The 21,188-nt window shown below is 62.3% G+C and carries 23 protein-coding genes; 13 read left to right on the forward strand and 10 right to left on the reverse strand.

The genetic code is table 11. From position 1 onward, the window contains the following. Positions 1-64: 64 nt before the first annotated feature. The gene (locus FY550_RS15580) at positions 65-1,000 is read right to left on the reverse strand and encodes a LysR family transcriptional regulator (protein ID WP_070979773.1); all 936 of its coding nucleotides are present in this window, start codon (positions 998-1,000) and stop codon (positions 65-67) included. A gap of 134 nt (positions 1,001-1,134) precedes the next feature. On the opposite strand from FY550_RS15580, the gene FY550_RS15585 reads away from it, so the two are divergent. The 4 genes from FY550_RS15585 to FY550_RS17280 all read left to right on the forward strand — a co-directional run bounded on the left by FY550_RS15585 (position 1,135) and on the right by FY550_RS17280 (position 3,011). Beyond that, positions 1,135-1,860 (forward strand): SDR family NAD(P)-dependent oxidoreductase, encoded by a 726-nt coding sequence (locus FY550_RS15585; protein ID WP_070980414.1) that lies wholly within the window; start codon positions 1,135-1,137, stop codon positions 1,858-1,860. Positions 1,861-1,870: 10 nt separating this feature from the next. Beyond that, positions 1,871-2,032 (forward strand): hypothetical protein, encoded by a 162-nt coding sequence (locus FY550_RS16935; protein WP_168169338.1) that lies wholly within the window; start codon positions 1,871-1,873, stop codon positions 2,030-2,032. Positions 2,033-2,136: 104 nt separating this feature from the next. Then, entirely contained in the window at positions 2,137-2,691 is a 555-nt protein-coding gene (locus FY550_RS16980) for an amidohydrolase family protein (protein WP_199287818.1), read from the forward strand. Further along, positions 2,613-3,011 (forward strand): amidohydrolase family protein, encoded by a 399-nt coding sequence (locus FY550_RS17280; protein WP_199287819.1) that lies wholly within the window; start codon positions 2,613-2,615, stop codon positions 3,009-3,011. The genes FY550_RS16980 and FY550_RS17280 overlap by 79 nt, the downstream gene beginning before the upstream one ends. 138 nt (positions 3,012-3,149) lie before the next feature. Here FY550_RS17280 and FY550_RS16990 read toward each other — a convergent pair whose 3' ends face one another. Further along, entirely contained in the window at positions 3,150-3,707 is a 558-nt protein-coding gene (locus FY550_RS16990) for a hypothetical protein (RefSeq protein WP_070979782.1), read from the reverse strand. Positions 3,708-3,904: 197 nt separating this feature from the next. Beyond that, the gene (locus FY550_RS15600; protein ID WP_070979785.1) at positions 3,905-4,660 is read right to left on the reverse strand and encodes a hypothetical protein; all 756 of its coding nucleotides are present in this window, start codon (positions 4,658-4,660) and stop codon (positions 3,905-3,907) included. A 479-nt stretch (positions 4,661-5,139) separates the two neighbouring features. Between FY550_RS15600 and FY550_RS15605 the strand changes: the two genes are divergently transcribed. From FY550_RS15605 to FY550_RS15635, 7 genes are all read left to right on the forward strand, one after another. Next, the gene (locus FY550_RS15605; protein ID WP_149054651.1) at positions 5,140-6,435 is read left to right on the forward strand and encodes a DUF3100 domain-containing protein; all 1,296 of its coding nucleotides are present in this window, start codon (positions 5,140-5,142) and stop codon (positions 6,433-6,435) included. Positions 6,436-6,458: 23 nt separating this feature from the next. Continuing rightward, positions 6,459-7,637: a M20 aminoacylase family protein gene (locus FY550_RS15610; protein ID WP_139148729.1), complete on the forward strand. Its 1,179-nt coding sequence runs from the start codon at positions 6,459-6,461 to the stop codon at positions 7,635-7,637. A 41-nt stretch (positions 7,638-7,678) separates the two neighbouring features. Then, a complete protein-coding gene (locus FY550_RS15615) occupies positions 7,679-8,590 on the forward strand; it encodes an NAD(P)-dependent oxidoreductase (protein WP_233350333.1) in 912 nt (303 codons plus the stop codon). Further along, positions 8,587-10,137 carry an aldehyde dehydrogenase family protein gene (locus FY550_RS15620; protein ID WP_070979791.1) on the forward strand — a complete coding sequence of 517 codons (1,551 nt, stop codon included), beginning with the start codon at positions 8,587-8,589 and terminating at the stop codon, positions 10,135-10,137. Before FY550_RS15615 ends, FY550_RS15620 begins: the two co-directional genes overlap by 4 nt. A gap of 126 nt (positions 10,138-10,263) precedes the next feature. Further along, positions 10,264-11,145: a VOC family protein gene (locus tag FY550_RS15625; protein WP_070979793.1), complete on the forward strand. Its 882-nt coding sequence runs from the start codon at positions 10,264-10,266 to the stop codon at positions 11,143-11,145. 77 nt (positions 11,146-11,222) lie between these two features. After that, a complete protein-coding gene (locus FY550_RS15630) occupies positions 11,223-11,618 on the forward strand; it encodes a GFA family protein (protein ID WP_070979795.1) in 396 nt (131 codons plus the stop codon). A gap of 116 nt (positions 11,619-11,734) precedes the next feature. Beyond that, on the forward strand, positions 11,735-12,355 hold the full coding sequence (locus FY550_RS15635) for a cell wall hydrolase (protein ID WP_070980421.1): 621 nt from the start codon (positions 11,735-11,737) through the stop codon (positions 12,353-12,355). Between the two features lie 4 nt (positions 12,356-12,359). Here FY550_RS15635 and FY550_RS15640 read toward each other — a convergent pair whose 3' ends face one another. The 3 genes from FY550_RS15640 to FY550_RS15650 all read right to left on the reverse strand — a co-directional run bounded on the left by FY550_RS15640 (position 12,360) and on the right by FY550_RS15650 (position 14,428). Further along, positions 12,360-12,845 carry a cupin domain-containing protein gene (locus FY550_RS15640; RefSeq protein ID WP_070979797.1) on the reverse strand — a complete coding sequence of 162 codons (486 nt, stop codon included), beginning with the start codon at positions 12,843-12,845 and terminating at the stop codon, positions 12,360-12,362. A gap of 48 nt (positions 12,846-12,893) precedes the next feature. Then, positions 12,894-13,424 (reverse strand): inorganic diphosphatase, encoded by a 531-nt coding sequence (locus FY550_RS15645; RefSeq protein ID WP_070979799.1) that lies wholly within the window; start codon positions 13,422-13,424, stop codon positions 12,894-12,896. Between the two features lie 86 nt (positions 13,425-13,510). After that, positions 13,511-14,428 carry a LysR family transcriptional regulator gene (locus tag FY550_RS15650; protein ID WP_070979801.1) on the reverse strand — a complete coding sequence of 306 codons (918 nt, stop codon included), beginning with the start codon at positions 14,426-14,428 and terminating at the stop codon, positions 13,511-13,513. Positions 14,429-14,565: 137 nt separating this feature from the next. Between FY550_RS15650 and FY550_RS15655 the strand changes: the two genes are divergently transcribed. Continuing rightward, positions 14,566-15,012 carry an Lrp/AsnC family transcriptional regulator gene (locus FY550_RS15655; RefSeq protein ID WP_070979803.1) on the forward strand — a complete coding sequence of 149 codons (447 nt, stop codon included), beginning with the start codon at positions 14,566-14,568 and terminating at the stop codon, positions 15,010-15,012. A 31-nt stretch (positions 15,013-15,043) separates the two neighbouring features. On the opposite strand, the gene FY550_RS15660 is transcribed toward FY550_RS15655, so the two are convergent. The 4 genes from FY550_RS15660 to FY550_RS15675 form a co-directional block, all read right to left on the reverse strand. Next, positions 15,044-16,627 (reverse strand): gamma-glutamyltransferase family protein, encoded by a 1,584-nt coding sequence (locus tag FY550_RS15660; RefSeq protein ID WP_070979806.1) that lies wholly within the window; start codon positions 16,625-16,627, stop codon positions 15,044-15,046. Positions 16,628-16,677: 50 nt separating this feature from the next. Continuing rightward, a complete protein-coding gene (locus FY550_RS15665; protein WP_070979808.1) occupies positions 16,678-18,000 on the reverse strand; it encodes a TRAP transporter large permease in 1,323 nt (440 codons plus the stop codon). Then, entirely contained in the window at positions 17,990-18,562 is a 573-nt protein-coding gene (locus FY550_RS15670; RefSeq protein WP_149054652.1) for a TRAP transporter small permease subunit, read from the reverse strand. The genes FY550_RS15665 and FY550_RS15670 overlap by 11 nt, the downstream gene beginning before the upstream one ends. An 84-nt stretch (positions 18,563-18,646) precedes the next feature. Then, complete coding sequence (locus FY550_RS15675) at positions 18,647-19,738, reverse strand: TRAP transporter substrate-binding protein (protein ID WP_149054653.1); 1,092 nt, start codon at positions 19,736-19,738, stop codon at positions 18,647-18,649. Between the two features lie 445 nt (positions 19,739-20,183). Here FY550_RS15675 and FY550_RS15680 point away from each other — a divergent pair, with 445 nt between their 5' ends. Beyond that, the gene (locus tag FY550_RS15680; protein ID WP_070979813.1) at positions 20,184-21,161 is read left to right on the forward strand and encodes a DUF2235 domain-containing protein; all 978 of its coding nucleotides are present in this window, start codon (positions 20,184-20,186) and stop codon (positions 21,159-21,161) included. The last annotated feature ends 27 nt before the right edge of the window (positions 21,162-21,188 follow it).

Below are 21,188 nucleotides of genomic sequence, written 5' to 3' on the forward strand. Positions count from 1 at the left end.
TCCGTTCAAAGGGAGATTCTCGATCATCGACTGCCGAGGCAAGTCAGCGCGGGTGGTGCGCCTTTCACGCCTGCCCACCCTCTGCCGCCCCCATCCACTGCCGACAGACTGCGATCACCGTGTCACGGAACCAGCGATGAGCCGGATCGGCGCCGAGCCTCGGATGCCACAGTGCCGAGATCATGAAGCTCTGCGCCGGCAGGGGCAGCTCGAACATCTTAAGCGCCTGCGCCTCCTCGAGGGCCGGCGCGGGCAGCAGGCAGGAGCGCGGCACAATCGTCACACACTCGGTGTGCGCGGCAATGCGCAGTGCATCGGCAAACTCCGGCACGATAACCCCGAATTCCGGCGCCAGGCCGAGCGCGCTCAGCGTCTCGCCCATCGGGCCGGTGAACTCACCGCTGGGTGAGGCCATCACCTGCCGACAGGCAGCCAGGCGCTCGGGGGTGATCTCGCCGGCCAGCAGCGGGTGGCCCTGGCGTGCCACACCGATGAAACGATCCCGAAACAGCCCGCGGATCATCAGCTCCGGGGCGGTGGTTTCGATGACGCCGATCTCGAGATCGAGCTGACCGTCGCGCAGCGGCTCGATCGCCTTGGTGGGTTTGGGCACGAAACGCAGTCCGGCCTCGGGGGCCGCCTCACTGAGGGCCGTGACCAGCGGCACCGAGAAGCGCTGGATGAAGGCCGCATTCGCGCGCAGAGTGAATGTGCGCGTCAGTGCCGCCACGTCCAGTGTCTCGTTCGCCGGTTGCAGCAGTGCCTGTGCCTCCCGCGCCACGGCGTGCACACGTTCGCGCAGCACGAGGGCATGCGGCGTCGGCACCAGCCCGCGCCCGGCGCGTACCAGCAACGGATCGCCTGTCGTCTCGCGCAGCCGTTTCAGCGTGCGGCTCATCGCCGACGCACTGAGATTCAACCGCTTCGCCGCCGCCGTGACACTGCCCTCTTCAAGCAGCACATCCAGCGCGACCAGCAGATTCAGATCGGCATCGTTCATTGGTTCAGCATAACCGGGGCGCCCCGCATGGCCTAGCGCCGTGTGCAATGATGATTTGTATCGCATGCGTCTGGTGCATTTCCCGTGGCACCGCCACGCTGATCGACGAACACACCGTCGAAGAGGAAACGCTCATGTCAGCCGCCACTCATCATCGTACTGCCCTGATCGTCGGCGCCTCACGGGGCCTGGGTCACGCGATGGCCGCGGAGCTGTTAACGCGTGGCACCACGCCCGAAACCCGATGGAACGTGATCGGCACCGTGCGTGCCGGGGCCAGGCAAACCCCACTGCACACGCTGGCCGAGACGCACCCCGACCGGGTCGAGATCGAAACGCTCGATATCACCGAGCCCACGCAGATCAAAGCGCTACATGAGCGCCTGGCCCAGCGAACGCTCGACCTGCTGTTCGTCAACGCGGGCACCACCAACCGTGAGCCGAATCAGGTCATCGGCGATGTCTCCACCGAGGAATTCAACAACGTGATGCTCACCAACGCGCTGAGCCCGATGCGCGTGATCGAAACGCTGGAGGCGCTGGTGCCGGCCAGCGGGCTGATTGGCGCGATGTCTTCCGGGCAGGGCAGCATTGCCAATAACGAGCAAGGCATGCGAGAGCTCTACCGGGGCAGCAAGGCGGCGCTCAACATGTTCATGCGCAGCTTCGCTGCACGTCAGCACCCGGCAAGAGCGATGGTGGTCATGGCGCCGGGCTGGATTCGCACCGAGCTGGGTGGTGATGAGGCGCCCTACACCCTGGCAGAAGCAGTGCCACCGCTGGTCGATGTACTGCTTAACAAGATAGCCCGCCCCGGGCTCGAGTATCTCGATCGCTTCGGCGAAACGGTCCCGTGGTGAGGCCAGCATCATGCAGATCATCGGTATTGAAGAGCACTTCCTCACGCCCGAGGTTCACCGCGCCTGGCAGTCACTGGGGCTGGAAGCCTCGGACCCCAGCGTCGCGCTGCATGCCGGCGCAGTAGGGACACGGTTGATGGATCTCGCCGACGAGCGCCCAGGTCCTGTCTGAAAGTTGTCGAGCGATGATCAGGCAAGGCAAAAAACGGCGAAGACACGGAGTTTACATGGGGTAAATGAGTATTCTGAGCCGGATTTTTAACACAGCATGATCAAGTGCAGACACTTTTCAGACAGGGCCTGACGCTAATGGCCGAGACCGGGCTGGATGTACAGGTACTTTCGCTGACCACGCCGACGCTGCATGATCTGGGGGCCGAAAGTATCGACCTCGCCCGCCGCACCAACGACATGCTGGCCGAGGCCGTGGCCCGGCATCCCACACGCTTTCAGGCACTGGCGACCCTGCCTGTCTCGCAGCCGGAAGCGGCCGCCCGGGAGCTCGAACGCTGCATCCGCGAGCTCGGCTTCAAGGGCACCCTGCTGTGCGGGCGGGTGGGGGCGCATCATCCTGATGATGCCGCATTGATGCCGATTCTGGCGCAGGCGGCACGGCTGAACGCACCGGTGTTGCTGCACCCGCGCGTGCCGCCGCCCGCGGTGAGAGCGGCCTATTACAGCGGCCTTTCCCCGGCCATCGATACCGCCCTGGCCACCCACGGGCTCGGCTGGCATTTCGATGCCGGCTTCAATTGGCGCACCTGCTGCTGGCGGGCACGTTCGATCGCCTGCCGGAGTTACAGATCATTCTGGGGCACTGGGGCGAGCTAGTGCTGTTCTACGCCGAGCGGCTCGCCACTATGGAACACGCCGCCGGGCTCGCCAAGCCGATAGCCCACTACCTGCGCCACAATCTTTACGTGACCGCGAGTGGCATGTTTCTACCGCACTATCTGATACGCGCAGCGGCAGTAGTCGGCCATGAGCGCCTGCTATTCTCCACCGACTTCCCCTATCAGTATCGAGAAGGTGGCAAGGCGCGGGCGTTTATTGAGTGCTGCGGGCTGGAAGGGAGCTCAGCTGGCTGGATAGAGACCCTTTTGATTCGAACGAGGAAGATGGTCCGCTTTCGGCCAGGAGCAGATATTTAGCTAGAGTAGATATAACGCTTGCAGTTGCGGTAGGTACTGAGCGCAACGTAGCTCCTATACGGCAATCTGCACTTGTTAAGCATGCTTAGCGGCGGCATGTTCGCTGACCACACTGTAATGAACCTTCCACGAAGTGCCCTACGATGATTCATGTGGAAATTGCTCAACCTCCACGAACTCTACGCTAACTGGCTCCATCTCTCCCATTACAAGCGGTGCCTTTATCCCGTCCTTGTTCAGATTTTTGGCGAGCATGCGCAGATCAATCAAAATGTCAGACATCTTTTTGATCAGTCGCACCCGAGCTGAGGCCTTGCCAGTCTCGCTTTCTTTCGCCCCGCACTCTTCCAGTCGAGAAGGTGAAAACTGATTAATAAGACTTTCGATATCCTGCCTATCGAGCGATACGCCATCCCAATTGTGTGCGAACCTATTACGAACCTTCCTAAGTATTTCCAATGTCTTATAACCATCCTTTTGTACCAATCCTAGTACATAGGCGGCTTTGACCCTCGCAGAAAATGTTCCGAGTGGCGCATTGAAGCCATTGACCAGCTCTTTCGCTTGTTTTGGCTCACGAAGATAGGCAAGTAACAAAAGCTCCAATGTATCCTCGGCGAAAGCTGCTATAGTCAGGACCAGACCTCGGTCATCGTGTTCGTAAAGTGATTCAAACAGACTATTGAGCTCATCCACGTAAGGCTCATAATGAGGATTTATTGGTGGCTTTACATAGCCCTTCTTGCCTGAGAGAGTCAACTAATGCCTCCTACAGTAATGCGATTGCCTGATTAGCAAGATAGTAATTTTGGGGAGCAAGATCTTACTGGACTCGAACATTACGGTTCTACTAGGCTACGGCTCCCCAGTGGCTTACGCTATTTGTTAGACATCTATACTCCGACCCGATTCTTTGTAACGGCTGAAAACCCCAAATCGGTGAGATAAATTGGGAACTCCGACTTGATAGCTTCGTGGCACCTATTAACCAAAAATTCAACATCTTGGATAGACTTTTTGACAGAAGCTTCAGATATCGGAAGAGGCAATATTTTTGGCCTATCACAATTATGAATGCAGTCATGCCGACGTTGAAAAATAGTCTCATATCGTTCTTTTACTTTATCCAACGCCTCTTTGCGAGCCTTGCCTTTTTGGGAAGAATTTAACTTCCGATAGTTTGTAGCGGTAATGCCAAATACTCTCTGTTTTGATTCAGGATGAGTGATCCATGACCCGATAGCCTCCGCATTCAGCAATTTGTGCTCTTTCCTAAAAAAATGGTTGAAAAGCTGCTGGATTTTTCCAAGAGAGAGCACATTCTCTTCCTCAATGAGTTCTCTTGCTGCCATTCGCCACCGCCATCCGCCGTTTGCCTGACGAAGCATTGCAGTTACCGGCAGTTTTAAATTATTCAACCTGTCAGGTATTTCTATACTGGACTCAATTTCCTTTGCTTGAATAGCCTTGGCTACTAAATCTGCATAAGCATCAGAAAAATAAGCATCACAAGCACCAACACCCATCATCCAACTAGCACGGAAAATATCGTCTTTGACCGTCCCTGAAGCTTGCTGCTTAGCATGATCAAGTAGACCCCGAGCCCGAGCGATATCGTCGGCAAAATGACTCATTGCGGTGTCAAGCACTTACTCTCCTTACTTTTCTAACAGATATTAGATAGCGCGCTCGTTTATTGTCTTGAACGCGCATGCGACCTTTCTCGAACCATCCGCTTAGGTCGATACCAGACCCCAACTCGTATTCGCCGCCACCCAAAAAACAGCAAAGCTCTCATGGAGTGATCGCCCATTCATTCAATCAATCAGCCTATGGCGAAATACACACGATGTCACTGAACAGTTACGCTACCTGACCCATACATTCGTCTGAGCGCGCCCCATACCGCGTACCTTTCTGCCTCCTGCCCTGTCACCGCTGCGTTAACGTCTGCCCCGCCACTCTTGAGCTGATGGCCATCACAGATAAAAAGCCCCACCCACTGTTCCCTTTTTCAGAACACTCCTGCTCTTCCATTGCAACACCCGCTCTTTTAATACTGCCGGTAGCGCGGTAGCCGCCTGCGGTTATCGCCCTGCTCCATAACCACAACAACAAGGACACTGCGATGACGCTGTCACTGCTGTTGAACTGGCGCCTGCATCTGGCGGCCGTGATCCTCTCGCTGATCGCGGAGGCGATCGGCATCATCAAGATTCCACTGGGGCCGGGCACTCTGCTGCTGCTCCCACTGTTCTACGCCTTCATTCTCGGCGTGCTGCTTAATCCTCACCTGTTTTCAGCGACCAAACGCGTCATGCCGGAGGCAGTCAGCCACGCCGCGGGGCCGATCATTCTGCTGTCGATCATGCCGTTCATTGCCCGCTTCGGTTCGACCATCGGGCCGGCCATCGATCAGATCATCAATGCCGGGCCGGCGCTGATCCTGCAGGAGCTGGGTAACCTCGGCACCATGCTGATCGCGCTGCCGGTGGCGGTGCTGGTGCTGAAGATGGGCCGTGAGACCATCGGCGCCACCTACTCCATCGCGCGTGAACCCAATATCGCCATCATCTCCGATCGCTACGGCCTGCGCGGCCCGGAAGGGGTCGGGGTGATGGGCGTTTACGTGGTCGGCACCATGTTCGGCACGCTCTGGTTTGCGCTAATGGCGGGCTATCTCGCCTCGCTCGATTTCTTCGATCCGCGCGCGCTGGCGATGGCCTGTGGAGTGGGCAGCGGCAGCATGGTGGCGGCCTGCTCCGGGGCACTGGCCGGCGCCGTGCCGGCAATGAAGGATGATCTGCTGGCCTTCGCCGGCGCCAGCAACCTGCTCACCTATGCCACCGGGCTCTATGTCTCGCTGTTCCTCGCCCTGCCGATCGCGGAGTGGCTCTATCGCAAGCTCAGAGGCCCCTCGCGGGAGCAATCGACGGTCGGGGTGGTCGATGAGCATGCGCTGGCCGCCGATAGCGAAACCGAGGATCGCCCCGAGCAGCAGCTGGGTCGCACCGCCATCGTGCTGGCCGTGGTCTGCGTGGTGGCGTGGATCAGCAACACCATCAACGGCGCCTCATTGGCTGCGGCCGCCCCGGGGATGATCATCCTTTATGTGATGTCGATGATCGGGCTGCTGATCACTCGCGCTGCGCCCTTCTACCTGCCCGGTGTGGCGTGGGTGTCACTGGTGAGCATCCTGCTGACCCTGCCCTGGTTCCCCGGCAGTGGCTGGATGGTCGAGCAGCTCAAGGCGGTGAACTTCCTCGCCATTGTCACCCCGGTGCTGGCCTATGCCGGCCTGGCGCTGACCCGGCGTGAGTTCACCATGTTCCGCCAGACCGGCTGGAAGCTGGTGATCATTGCGCTGCTGGTGTTCACCGGTACCTATATCGGCTCGGCGCTTGTCGCCCAGCTGCTTCTCTGAACCTGCGACGGGAGACTCATGCCATGGAAGACGCCATGACGCCACCGGCCACCTATCCCGATGTCGCCACGCTGAGGCAGTGGCGCCACGATTTTCATCGCCATCCGGAGATCGCCTTCGAGGAGCGGCGTACCAGTGCGCAGATCATCGAGATCCTGCGGGCGCATGAGCTCGAGGTGACCACCGGGCTGGGTGGTGGCACCGGCGTGGTGGCAACACTTTCAGGCAACCGGCCGGGGCCGACCATCGGCCTGCGTGCCGATATCGATGCGTTGCCGATCGAGGAGACCAACACATTCGAACACCGCTCCACCATCGCCGGGCGCATGCATGCCTGCGGTCATGATGGGCATACCACCATGCTGCTGGGCGCGGCCTGTGCCCTGGCGCGAGCACCGGATTTCGCCGGGCGGGTGCATTTCATCTTCCAGCCTGCCGAGGAGAGTGAAGGCGGTGGCCGGGTGATGGTCGAGGAAGGGCTGTTCGAGCGCTTTCCCATGGAGGCCGTCTACGGGCTGCACAACTGGCCGGGGCTGCCGGTAGGGGAAGCAGCCGTACACGATGGGCCGGTAATGGCGGCGTTCGATGTCTTCACCCTGACGCTGACCGGGCGCGGCTGCCACGCAGCGATGCCGCACCTGGGCAGCGATACCATCCTCGCTGCCTGCCAGCTCGCCACCCAGCTGCAGGGCGTGATCAGCCGTGAAACGCCGGCGCATCAGTCAGCGGTGCTCAGCATCACGCAGTTCCACGCCGGCGATGCCTTCAACGTGCTGCCGGCGTCGGTCGAGCTGCGCGGCACGGTGCGCTGCTTCGATCCCGTGCTCAAGGCGCGGCTGGAAAAGCGGCTGAACGAGGCCATTCAGGCGCTGGCGCAGTTTCACGGCCTCGAGGTCGAGTTCGACTATCAGGCGCGCTACCCCGCCACCGTCAACAGCCCCGAGCACGCCGCGCACTGCGCCCGGGTGCTGGAAGAGATGCCGGCCATCAGCCGGGTTCATCGCGATCTGCCGCCGAGCATGGGCTCGGAGGATTTCGCCTTCATGCTCGAACACTGCCCCGGTGCCTACATCTGGCTGGGCAATGGCGACAGTGCCGCGCTGCATAACCCCGCCTACGACTTCAACGACGCCATCGCGCCACTGGGCGTGGCCTACTGGCAGGCACTGGTGCGCGGGCTGCTTACCACTGCCGACACCTGAGCCGACGCGCTCGGGCCGCCATTCAGGCCGCTGTCAGGCCAATCGTCACAACAACAAGGAGACGCCGTACCATGAAGAGTGTTGTCATCGGCCTGGGCCAGATGGGCGGCAACATGGCCCTCACCCTCAAACAGGCCGGCTTCGAGGTTATCGGCTGCGATGTTTTCGAAGCCGCCCGCCAGCGGCTGGCGGATCAGGGGCTTGAGGTGGCCGCGCCGGATGAGCTGCCGGCCGCCGAGGTCTATCTGCTCTCGTTGCCGACCTCCGATCACGTGCGCGAAGTCATCGAAACCTCTCCCGGACTGCTGATCCGCGCGCCGAAGGGTAGCGTGGTCATCGACGCCTCGACCAGCGATCCCACGGTCAGCCGCGAGCTGGCGCAGAAGGTCATCGAGGCCGGGCTGGCGTGGCTCGATGCGCCGGTGAGTGGCGGGCCCAAAGGGGCTGCGACAGGCAAGCTCGGCATGCTGCTGGGTGGGGAAGCCGCCACCATCGAGCGCGTAATGCCGTTGCTGGAGGCGCTCTCGGCCAAACGTACCCATGTCGGCGGCGCCGGTAGCGGTCACGTGGTTAAACTCGCCAACAACTACCTCTGCGCCACCAACCTGATCGCGACCGGCGAGGCCGTCGCCATGGCCGCCCGGGCGGGTGTCGATCCGGCGGCCTGTCTGGCCGGGCTCAACAGCGGTTCCGGGCGCAGCGCGGTCAGCGAGGTCAACTTCCCCGAGTGGATCCTGAGCGAGCGCTTCGACTCCGGCTTCACCACCGGGCTGATGCGCAAGGATCTGCGCCTGGCGCGGGACGCCGCTGAACAGCTCGGTATGCCGCCGGGGCTGCTGGCTGCCGTGGTCGAGCGCTGGCATGCCGGGGCCGAGCACATCGCCGATGGCGAGGATTTCAACCGCATTGCCGGCGAGCTGCTCGCCGCCGCCCGGCAGGAGACCGCCTCATGAATGCTCTCGATCAAGCCGCGCACGACACTCTGAATCAGCTGCTGACCCACTTCGGCCTCGGCTCCCGCGCGCAGCCGCTGGCCAACTGGATTGCCGGCGAGGCCGTAGCCGGTAAAGGTGAGCCCATCCCCCTGACCAATCCGGCCACCGGTGGTGAGCTGGTGCGCTACGCCGATGCCGGTGAAACGCTGATTGAGCGTGCCGTGACTGCAGGAGTGGAGGCGCAGCAGGCATGGATGGCGCTCACCGCCAGCGAGCGCGGCCGGCGCATGAACGCCGCGGTGCGCATGCTCGAAGGCCATGAGGAATCACTTGCCCGGCTGGAGAGCGTGGTTGCTGGCAAGCCGATCCGCGATTGTCGTGGTGAAGTGGGCAAGGTGCGCGAGATGTTCGAGTACTACGCCGGCTGGTGCGACAAGCAGCACGGCGAGGTGATTCCGGTGCCGACCAGCCATCTCAACTATGTGCGTCGCGTCCCCTATGGCGTGGTGGGTCAGATCACGCCGTGGAATGCGCCGATGTTCACCTGCGCCTGGCAGCTTGCGCCGGCCATTGCCGCCGGTAATGCCGCGGTGCTCAAACCTTCCGAACTCACACCCTTCTCGTCGGTGGCCGTGGCCAAACTGCTGGAGAGCGGTGGGCTACCCCCGGGACTGATCAACATCGTCAACGGCCTCGGCCCCTCGACCGGTGCCGCCCTCACCGGTCATGACGCCATCAGCAAGCTGGTCTTTGTCGGCTCGCCCGCCAGCGGCCGGATGATCGCCGAGACCGGCGCCCGGCGGCTGGTGCCCAGCGTGCTGGAGCTCGGCGGCAAATCCGCCAACATCATTTTCAGCGATGCCAGGCTCGATGACGCCGTGGCCGGCGCCCAGGCGGCGATCTTTGCGGCCGCCGGGCAGAGCTGCGTGGCCGGCTCACGCCTGCTGATTCAGCGCGACATCTTTGATGAAGTCATCGAGCGGGTGGCGCGCGCCGCCGAACAGATTGCCCTCGGCCTGCCGGAGGATGAGGCGACCCGCATGGGCCCGCTGCAGAATGCCCGCCAGTTCGAGCGCGTGATGGACATGATCGAAACCGCACGTCAGGATGGCGCCCGGCTGGTGACAGGCGGCCAGCGCCCATCCGGGCTGCCGGAAGGTGCCGAGGGTTATTACCTGGCACCGACACTGCTGGCCGATGTCAAAGCCGATATGGAGATTGCTTGCGAGGAGGTCTTCGGCCCGGTACTGGTCGCCATGCCGTTTGATGACGAGGCCGATGCCATCCGCCTGGCCAATGCCACCCGTTTCGGCCTGGCCGGCGCCGTATGGACTCAGGACCCGGCCAGAGCACACCGCGTTGCGCATCAGCTCAGGGCCGGCACCGTATGGATCAACAGTTACAAGTCGATCAGTGTGATGTCGCCCTTTGGCGGCTTCCGGGACAGTGGCTTTGGTCGTTCCAGTGGCCCGGACGGACTGCTCGAATACACCCTGGCACAGAGTGTCTGGGTGGAAACCGGAGAAGAGGCCAGTGTGGCAATGGGTTATGGCAGCGGTCGATGATCAGTGGACAAATCGCTCGGGCGAACATGGTCACGACATGATCATCTCCGTTATCGGTCAGGAGGCACTTCAGACACTATCGGCCCGTGCCGATGACAACATCATGACACGGGGAGGTGTCTCACCATGAGCTTCGGCCTTGATCATCCGGTCATTGCAGTACGCGATCTCGAGCGCACCGCAGAGCGCGCTCGAGCACTGGGGTTTACCCTCAATACCCGCCATCAGCACCCCTGGGGCACCGATAACCATCTGCTGCTCTTCGAGCGCAACTTCATTGAGCTGATGGCCATCATTCGGCCAGGCCAGCTCGACTACGCGGATGACAACAACTTCCGGTTCGGGCGGCTGATCGAGTCGCGCCTGAGGCATGTTGACCGACTGGGTGATGGCATTGTCATGGTCGGGCTGGAAAGCGAGGACATGGTCCACGATCATGCCGTTCTGCTGGGGCGGGGCCTGACGCATGTGCGCCCCACCATCTTCCGCCGACTGGCGCATCTGGCCGATGGGCGGGATGAAGAAGTCGGTGTGGCGCTGGACATCATCTATCATCGCGATGCGCCCTGGCTGACCCAGTTTCTCTGTCAGCAGCTGAGCCCTGAGCTGCTCCGTCAGGATCCGAGCCTGACCGTGCATGCCAATACGGCCATCGCGCTCACCGATATCTGGTATGTCAGCAGCACCCGCCAGCGCGATCTGGGCCACTTCCGCGATATCCACGGCGAGGCGGCCATTACGCCCGAAGCAGGCGGATTCACCATCGCAACCGACAAGGGGGATTGCCACCTGTTGGACACCACCACGATGGGCGAGCGTTTTCCCCTGCTGGCCGGTCTGCCGCCCACCCCATCCCGGGCAGTAGCGCTCACGCTGGCCTGTCGCGACCTCTCTGCTGCCATGGCCCTCTGGCAGGCCAACGGTGTCGATTTCGTCCGTCATGACGAGCACCATGCGGATATTCCGCCCCATGAGCTGGGTCCACTGCTGCGCTTCGTGCAGTGCTGAAATGATGGCGAGGGTGCGGTACTTTGGTGGGCAGCGAATCACCGATAGATCGCATCGCAATCACGGAGAGCGTGCCCATGATCAGGAAAGTGGGTAATACCGAGATCCGCTATCAGCACCGAGCGACCTGTCACTGCGGCGCCGTGGAGCTTGCGCTGACACTGCCTGACGGCATTGTCGATCCCAGGCGCTGCAACTGTTCGCTCTGCCGCAGGAAAGGCGCCATTGTGGGCTCGGTCAGCCTCGAGAATCTGCGTGTGGTCAGCGGAGAGGCGCAGTTGCGTCTCTACCAGTTCAATACCCGCACTGCCCGACACTATTTCTGCTCGATCTGCGGCATTTACACGCATCACCAGCGTCGCTCCAATCCCGAACAGTACGGCTACAACATCGGCTGTCTCGAAGGTGTTGATCCCTTTGAACTCGGTGAGGTGCCCACCAGCGATGGGGTGCATCATCCTGCCGATCACTGAATAGCTTCAGGTGGGCAGTGGCGGTCTTCCTGCCCATGGACGATCACCAACTGCCCTCGGGTTTCTTCCGAGCGCCAACCACGTAAAATGATGTTTCCATTCCCGTGGAGCTGACCATGCGCCAGCGTCTGATCACCGTTCTGCTTGCCTGCCTGCCACTGCTGCTGCTGTCATACCCGCCGGCCAATGCCGCTGATCCGTCACCCCGGGCGAAGGTGGCGGAACAGAAGGCCCGAGTGCTGGAAAAAACCGCTTCCGCTGATGGAACGGCCACGGCGCCGCCCGATGTCACCATTACCAAAGCCGGTGTGCAGGCCGTGGACCCCAATGGCACGGCGCCACTGGATGATGCCATCACCTGCCTGGCGCGCACCGTCTACTGGGAAGCCCGCGGCACCGATACCCGCGAGATGGAAGCCGTGGCCGAGGTGGTCATGAACCGGCTGGCCAGCCCCGATTTTCCCAATACCGTGTGCGGCGTGGTCCGCCAGGGCTCGGAGCAGGGTAACTGCCAGTTCTCCTGGTGGTGCGATGGTCGCCCGGACGAGGCCGACAGCGAGAAGGCGTATACCTACTCCCGGGAAATCGCCCGACGCGCCCTCAACGGCGATCTGCCACAGCGCACACGTGGCGCGCTCTTTTTCCATCACCGCGGTGTCTCACCCGCCTGGGCTGATCACTTTACCCGCACGGTCAGCACTCAGGAGTTCATCTTCTACAAGCCGAAGAAGGGGTAGGCGCTCAGGCGCCCGGTTCGCCTTCCCAGTAATCACGCTCGTCGCTGTAACGACCGACGAAGCGCGTCTGTTCCCCTTCCGGCGTATGGCTCTTGACCAGAAACTTGCCGGAGTCGGGGTACTCGATCATCTCTGCGCGTGCCCGGGTGGAAACGGCCAGATATTTCAGCGGTTGGGCACCGGTATTGATCAGCTGGTGTGCCGTCTCTGTGCCGCCGGCCGGAGCCCCCAGCACATCGCCGGCCCCGACCGGATGGCGCTGCAGGCCAAAGCGATACTCGCCTTCGCCCTCGAGGATCACGAACAGCTCATCCTCGACCTGGTGATTATGGAAGGGGCAGGCGCTCTTGCCCGGCGCCACCTCGTTGTAGCGCGCGCCCAGGCCCTGCAGGCCAATCAGCTCAGCGAAGGCGCAATCCTGCGACTCGAACAGCGCGCCCTGGCGAGTCTGTTCGAGTTCAAGCTGATCCAGAGTGATCACGGGATGCATGATGGTGTCCTCATCACGGGGTTGAACCGGCGCAGCAGATCCGTCATTTCATGACCTGCTGCGGCCCCCTTCCAGCAACTGCTGCGCGGCCTTCGGGCCCTCGTAGCCATGCACATTCATCTCCCGATCAAGCATGCGGTTGTAGGAGAGAAAGAACTGCTCGATATCCCAGGCCAGACCTTCACGGGTCTCTTCCAGCCGATCAACGCCCGCATAGGCCCGGGAGAGATTGGCGACCGCAATCAGCCGGTCATTGCGTACCATCTCGCCATCCTCGTCCTGTTCGAGTTCGAGCACACCAATCAGGCGTGATTTGACCAGCGTGCCGGGCGGCACGGCACCATCCAGCAGCAGGATCACATCCATCGGGTCACCATCGGGGCCAAGCGTGCCCGGAATGAATCCGAAACTGAATGGAAACAGCATCGCCTCGGGCAGTTCCAGCGACCACTGGAACAGTCCGGTCGAGTGATCGAGATCGTATTTCTGTCGGCTGCCCTTGGGCGTCTCGATAATGACGTTGATATCGCCGCTGTCATCCACGGCAGCCATGCTGTTTACTGCGTCCATTGGCATCATGAGCGTTCTCCGGTCCTGCAGGTCATTGGCACGGCTCTGCCCATACCCGGTCGGTTAAGTACCATTGCGGTACACGTCCTGCAAAGCTAGCTGCTGTACCCCCTGAACGCCCGCATCCAGCTGCCGAGATGACGCAGCAGCTTGAGACTGGCCTGGGGCTGGCGACGGCCGACCCGCGTAATCATGTGCGCCTGGGAGGTGCGAAACGTCTCGCAGGCGATCGAGCGGGCGACCACGCTGCCTGCCTCCAGCTCATGAGCCACGGCAAACCGCGGCAGGAAGGTGATGTTCATGCCGGCCAGTACCGAGTGGCGCAACACGGCCATGGAATTGGTCTCAAGGCTGACCCAGGGGCGCAGGGCGGCCTCGGCAAAGGCCTGATCGACCAGCGTGCGCACGCCATGACCAGGCTTCCAGAGCGCCGCCGGCGCTTCAGCCAGCTGTTCCAGGGTCAGCGGGGTCGGAATCTCGGTCAGTGGGTGTCCGGGCGGACAGATCGCCATCAGCGGTTGAGCGCTGGAGTGCCAGAAGCGCAGTTGAGGATGAATACGCTCATGAAACATCAGTCCGATGTGGGCCTGATCCTCGACCACGGCCTCGATGATGTCATCGGTCCCGGCCAGCCGCACATCGAGTCGGATATCCCGATAACGTTCGGTGAAGGTTTTCAGCGGCGTATCGATGAGATCACCGATGAAGCCTTCCCCCACCACCAGCATGATGGTACCGGTCTCAAGGCGCTGATGCGCTTCAAGCCGGGCGACAAAATCCCCATCCAGAGTGCTGCGCTGCCGGCAATAATCCAGCACCATCTCCCCCACCAGCGTGGGTCGCACGCCGCGTGGCGTGCGTTCCAGCAGGGGCGCATCAAAGGCCTGCTCCAGCAGGGCGATCTGTCGGCTGACCGCGGAAGGGGCAATATTCAGCCGCGCCGCCGCCCGACGCAGCGAGCCGGATTCGGCCGTCACCTGGAAGTAGACCAGTCGCTGGTGCGGAATATCCATGGTCGCGCCATCCTGAGCCTGTTCTCACCATTAGTTCACCGCCTCGACGGCTGGTCAACGCGACATCGGGGGACCGTCGCGGAGACTGTCCGGCATGATACTGTAGCCTTTTGTCACTACGCCGGTAAGCGACAGTCATGAACAAGCTCGACAGCGCCCTGCTCAATCTGCTGCTCAAGGATGGCCGCATGTCCTATGCCGACATGGCCCGTGAACTCGATATCTCCCGCGCTCATGCCCGGGATCGGGTGCAGCAGCTGGTCGACAGCGGCGTGATCGAGCAGTTCACCGCCGTGGTCAACCCCGCCCGGCTGGGCAAGGTGATCTCCACCTTTGTCGATCTCAAGGTGGCGCCCTGGGCACTGGAGGAGATCGCCGAGGAGCTGGCGGAGTGTCAGGAGGTGATCAACCTCTACATCATGAGTGACCTGCGCAGCCTGCACATTCACACCCTGACCGACAGCCAGGAGAGCTTTGACAGCTTCGCCCGCCGCCACCTGCTGGGGCGCGAGGCGATTATCTCGGTCAACTGCACCAACCTGCTCGCAAGGGTCAAACATGGTGAGGGCGGCGCCAAGCTTTAGTCAGGCCCTGGCCCTCGGGTTTCCGGCCGCCTCAGAACGCTGATACTTCTCCATCGCTGCGCGGATCAGCGCCGCCTTCAAGGCATCCATCGGCGTGGCGGGCCACGGCGCCGGCATGGCCCATGGCGTCGCTGTAGGGGGCCAGCAGCTCCACCTCATGACCGGCGGCCCTGAGATCGTCGATCAGTGCGGCGTCAAAGCGCGACTCCAGCTTGAGCGTGGTGCTCTCCTCGCCCCAGGTGCGTCCGAGCAGCCAGCGCGGCGCCGTAATTGCCTGTTGCAGCGGCTGGCCGAAGTGCACATGGCGGGTGAAGATCGCCGCCTGGGTCTGCGGCTGTCCTTCACCCCCCATGGTGCCGTACACCAGCGTCTCGCCATTATCGAGACGCGCCAGTGCAGGATTCAGGGTATGAAACGGCAGTCGCCCCGGCAGCAGTGCCTGGCGGGCGTTCGGGGTCAGCGAGAAGCCGATGCCGCGGTTCTGCCACAGCACGCCGGTCGAAGGCAGCACCAGGCCGGACCCGAACTCCCAGTAAGTGCTCTGGATAAAGCTCACCGCCCGGCCCTCACCATCGATGCAGCCCATCCATACCGTATCGCCGGCATCAATCGGCTGCGGCCAGGCCATGGCCCGTTGGGGGTCGATGGCAGTCGCCAGTTGATCGAGATGCTCGTCAGACAGCAGCGCCTCGGGGTCGAGCGTCATCCAGCGTGGATCGGTAACGTAACGGTCCCGGTCAAGAAACGCCTGCTTGGTCGCCTCGATCAGACCGTGCAGATGCGCAAAGCTCTCTGCGCGCGAGCTCCCCAGCCGGTCAAAGATGCCGAGGATCATCAGCGAAGCGACGCCCTGAGTAGGTGGTGGCAGGTTCCAGACCCGGCCCTGACGCACCGCCCGCGACAGCGGTGTGACCCACTGCGGTGCGTAGCCCTGCAGATCAGCGTGACGCAGCGGACTGCCCAGCCGCTCAAGATCCTCCCCCATCGCGGCCCCCAGCTCGCCACGATAGAAATCATCCAGCCCGGCGCGGGCGAGTTGCTCCAGCGTCTCGGCCAGGCGCGGCTGACGCAGTACGGCCCCCTCTGTCGGTGCGGCCCCCGCCATCATCAGATGCTCGGCAAAGCCCGGCACCTTGGCCAGTGCCTCGAATCGACTTGCGGTCAGCGACGCCTGACTGCGACTCACCGGGATGCCGTGCCGGGCATGCTCAGCGGCCGGCGCCAGCAGCCGGGCAAGCGGCAGCCGCCCACCCCACTGTTGCGAGAGCGTCAGTGCATCGCGCCAGCCGCCCACGGTGCCGGCCGTGGTCAACGCCGCCAGCGGCCCGCGCGCAGGGATGCGTTGATGACCGGCATAGAAGTCGCGATCGGCCAGCTGCGCGGCACACCCACAGGCCTGAAGGCCGACAGGCGCCTGCCCGGGTTCGGCAATCAGCCAGAAGCCGTCGCCTCCCAGGGCATTCATGTGCGGATAGGCCACGGCGATGGCGGCCGCAGCGGCCACCATTGCCTCGATGGCGTTACCGCCCTCCTGGAGCACATCCCGCCCCGCTCGGGAAGCCAGGTAGTGTGGCGCGACCATCATGCCGCGACGCGCCGGGGGTGAATCCTGCATGGCGAGATCTCCAGACTGTCACCGTTCAATAACCGCAGCAGCTGCCTGCCCTACCAGCCAATGGCGTTGGGCAACCAGGTCACCAGCGCCGGGAACAGGCAGAGCAGTACCAGCGCCAGAAACTGAATGCCGATGTAGGGCAGCACCCCGGCATAGATATCGCGGGTGGAAATTTCCGGGGGCGCCACCCCCTTGAGATAGAACAGCGACCAGCCGAACGGCGGTGTCAGAAAAGAGGTCTGCAGGTTCATCGCCACCAGGATGCACAACCACGCCAGATCCGTGCCCTGAGCCTGAAAATACGGCAGCAGCAGCGGCAGCACGATGTAGGAGATTTCGATCCAGTCGAGGAAGAAGCCGAGCAGAAAGATCAGCGCCATCATGAAGATGATGCCGCCCCACACCCCACCGGGCAGGAACTCGAACAGCGAATCGATCAGCCGGTCACCACCCAGTCCACGGAAGGCCAGACTGAATACCTGCGCGGCAATCAGCACGAACATCGTCATGCCGGTGATCTTGAAGGTCGAGATGACCGTTTCACTCATGACCGACAGATTCAGCCGACCGGTGCAGGCCACCAGGAGGATGGCGCCGATCGCCCCCATCGAGGCCGCTTCGGTGGGGGCTGCAATCCCCCCGATGATCGATCCCAGCACCAGTACGATCAGTGCCAGAGGCGGCGCCACTACCTTCACCAGGTCGAGCATCAGAGTGCCGGTGGATACGCCGGCACGCTCCTCGGCATCGATCGGCGGCATCCGCTCGGGGCGCCGCCAGGCCATCGCTACCAGATAGAGCACATAGAGGCCGGAGAGCAGCAATCCCGGTATCAGCGCGCCGGCAAACAGGGTACCGACCGATTCACCGGAGATATCGGACAGCACGATCAGGACCAGGCTGGGCGGAATGATCTGCCCTAGCGTACCGGCCGCACAGATGGTGCCGCAGGCCAGCGACTTGCTGTAGTGCCGTGCCAGCAGGGTGGGCAGGCTGATCAGCCCCACGGTCACCACGGTCGCCGCCACGATGCCGGTGGAAGCGCCCATCAGCACACCCACGATCACGATCGCCATGGCCATGCCCCCGGGGCGCTGGCCGGCCACATGCCCGATCACTTCGAGCATGCGCTCGGCAAGCCGCGACTTCTCCAGCATCACCCCCATGAACACGAACAGCGGAATGGCCAGCAGGGTGTAATTGGTCACCACGCCGAAGACCCGCAGCGGCAGCAGCCCGAACAGCGCCGGACCAAAGCCGACGATACCGAACACGATGCCACTGGAGGCCAGCGCAAACGGTACCGGAATGCCGATCAGCAGCAGCGCGAACAGGGCCACCACCATCCACACGGAAAGCAGCTCAATGCCCATGGCGCGCCTCCGCAGGACGAGGGCCCATCAGTTCGATCAGCCCATGAATGCCGCGCACCAGCCCTTCCAGCGCTACCAGCGCAAAGCCCAGCGGCACGAAGGCCTTGACCACGTAGCGGGCCGGTAAACCGCCGGGGTCGGGCGAGCCTTCGCCGAGCGACCAGGACTGCTCGACAAAGCCCAGACACATCCAGGTAAGAAAGGCCATGGTCGGTACCACGAACAGCAGCGACACGATGACTTCGAGTATCTGTTTCACCCGCGGGCTGTAGCGCTGATAGAAGATATCCACGCGCACGTGCTCATCCTGCTGCAGGGTGTAGGAGGCGCTGATCATCGAGACCACTGCGAGCAGATGCCACTGCAGTTCCTGCTCGGCCACCGAGCCGGTGTGCCAGATGTAGCGCAGCATCACATCCCCGGCCACCAGCAGCACCAGCCCCAGGGTCAGCCAGGCGGTGAGGCGGCCGAGCCACTCCACCAGGCGGTCGATGATCAGCATGCAGCGGTCGAGGGCATTCGCCCCCCGTGGCCGGCGGGTGCCGGCGTCCGAGATAGTCATGTCGCGTCAGCTCCCGGAGCATGGCGTAAGACAGGGAAGCGGAGCGCCGGCTGGCGCCCCGCGGGGCGATAACGAAGCCTCGGTTCAGAGATTTTCGTTGAGCACGACCTTCTCGCTGACATCCAGCCAGCCTTTCGCCTGTTTCTTGAAGTCGAAATAGGCCTTGTGAACCTTTGCGACCTGCTGATCCTCGGCGGCATGAGTCGATAGCGTGTCCATGGTCAGCTCGCGCAGCTTTGGCAGTACGCCTTCCGGCAGCTGGTGCACGGTCACGCCCTGGTTCTGCGTCAGGTCATTGAGCGCTGCGGCATTGTTGGCGTTGCACCAGGCAAAGCTGATCTCGTTGCAGGCCGCGGCACAGTTCTGCACCACGGCCTTGAGATCGTCCGGCAGTTGCTGCCAGGCGGCCTTGTTGATCAGCAGCTCGGAGACATTGGAGGGTTCGTGCCAGCCTGGGGTGTAGTAGTGACTGGCGGCGTTCTGCAGACCCAGCTGTCGGTCGAGATAGGGGCCGACGAACTCGGCGGCATCGATCACGCCGCGCTCCAGGGCAGGGAAGATTTCACCGCCCGGCAGCACCTTGACGTTAACGCCGAGCTGCTCGTAGACCTTGCCGGCAAGCCCCGGGATACGCATGCGCAGCCCCTTGAAACTCTCCAATCCCTCCAGGGGCTTCTTGAACCAGCCGGTCATCTGCATGCCGGTATTGCCCGCCGGCAGCGCCTTGAGGCCGAAATCAGCGTAGACCTCGTCCCACAGCGCCTGCCCGCCGCCGTGATAGAGCCAGGCATTGACCGTCATCACATCCATGCCGAAGGGTACGGCGGTAAAGTACTGGGCAGCGAACGAGCGCCCCGCCCAGAAATAGGCATTCCCCCAGTTCATCTGTACCGTGCCGCCGCGCACGGCATCGAAACCGCCGAGTGCCGGGATCAGCTCGCCGGCCGGATAGAAGTCGATCTTCAGCCGACCACCGGAAGCCGCCTCGACCCGCTTGACGAAATCACTCGCCGAACCCGGGCCGGTCGAATAGAACGGTGAGCCGGAGGGATAGGCACTGGTCATGCGCCAGTGGAACTGCTGCTTGTCCGCTGCACGGGCAATCATGGGCGCACCGGCAAGGCCCACCAGGGCACCGGCTCCGGTCTTGAGAATGTCACGTCGCTTGAGGGTCATCGCTTGCTCCCGACAATTGCACTTATTGTGTTCGAGACGACTTGTGGTGACCTATCATGGCAAGCGGCGTGCCAGAACTTGCAAAACCTCTGCAAGCATCTGATTTTAAAATCAATTGCTCGAGCCTGGCTGTACTGCACGCTCCTTCCCTGCACTGCCGAACGCACCGCCATGGTGCCCGGCAGCGAAATGCACCAGCGACAAATGACGGGCAGCTGTTCGTTGTGTGACCGGTTGTCATTCAGGTGACCGGTTGAAGGGAATGTTTCGTCATATCGGTGGGACAATTCAGCGCCATTTGTCATCTCGGCGCCCAAAAGGCGCGCCCCGACACATTTCGGGGCAACGCTCGGGCACGCCATCGCGGTCGCCATGTGACCGCTGATCGAGAGGTGACTACAGTCAACTGACGCCGTACCTTTTTCGATCACCACGTCGAGGCTCGATGCGCAATATCATCATCTGCTGTGATGGCACCAATAATCAGTTCAGCCGCTGCAATACCAACGTGGTCCGTCTGCTCCAGGCACTCGACCGTCACACCGGTGGGCAAAAGTGCTTTTATACGCCGGGCGTGGGCACCTTTGCGGCACGCTTTTTCGGCCTCAACGTGGGCACCACGCTGGGCAAGCTGCTGGGCTCGGCATTCGGTTACGGCATTCGTCGCAGCCTGGAGCAGGCCTATCGGTTTCTGATGAACGAGTATGAGCCGGGAGACCGGGTCTTCATCTTCGGCTTCAGCCGGGGGGCGTTCATTGCCCGCTCGCTGGCCTCGATGCTGGATGGCTGTGGGCTGCTCTATCCGCATCACGAGCACATGATCACCACCGTCAGCGACTATTATCTGAGCAACGCCTCGCTGGCGAAGTGCAGGGCGTTTCGCGACACTTTTGCCCGCCCCTGCTCGCCTCATTTTGTCGGCGTCTGGGATACCATCGGCGCACTCGGCATCCTGCTTTCGATGCGCCAGTTCCATACTGCGAAGCTGGCGCCGGGCGTGGCCCACGCCTTTCACGCCGTCTCCATTGATGAGCGCCGGCGCGCTTTTGTCCCGGCCCTGTGGGATGAAAAGGCACTAAACGCCGGGCAGCATGTCGAACAGGTCTGGTTTCCCGGCGTGCATGGAGATATCGGCGGCGAATATACCGAGCGCGGCCTGGCAGATATCCCGCTGTACTGGATGCTGGAGAAGGCACGAGCATATGGCCTCGAACTGACCGAAGAGGCGCTGACCGCTCTTGCGCCCGATCCGCAGGGGATAAAACACGACTCCCTGAGCGGCTGGTGGCGATTGCTCGGCACTCATGTCCGTGAGATCCCGCCTGATGCCAGCCTGCATGACAGCGTGCACCAGCGCATCGCCACGAACACGGACTACCCGCCGGCCAATCTGGCCGCAGCGCTCGACGCGCGCAGATCATAACGGCCATCGGCCCTATCAGGAGAGCAG

It is taken from the genome of Kushneria phosphatilytica, assembly GCF_008247605.1.
Taxonomy (GTDB): domain Bacteria; phylum Pseudomonadota; class Gammaproteobacteria; order Pseudomonadales; family Halomonadaceae; genus Kushneria; species Kushneria phosphatilytica.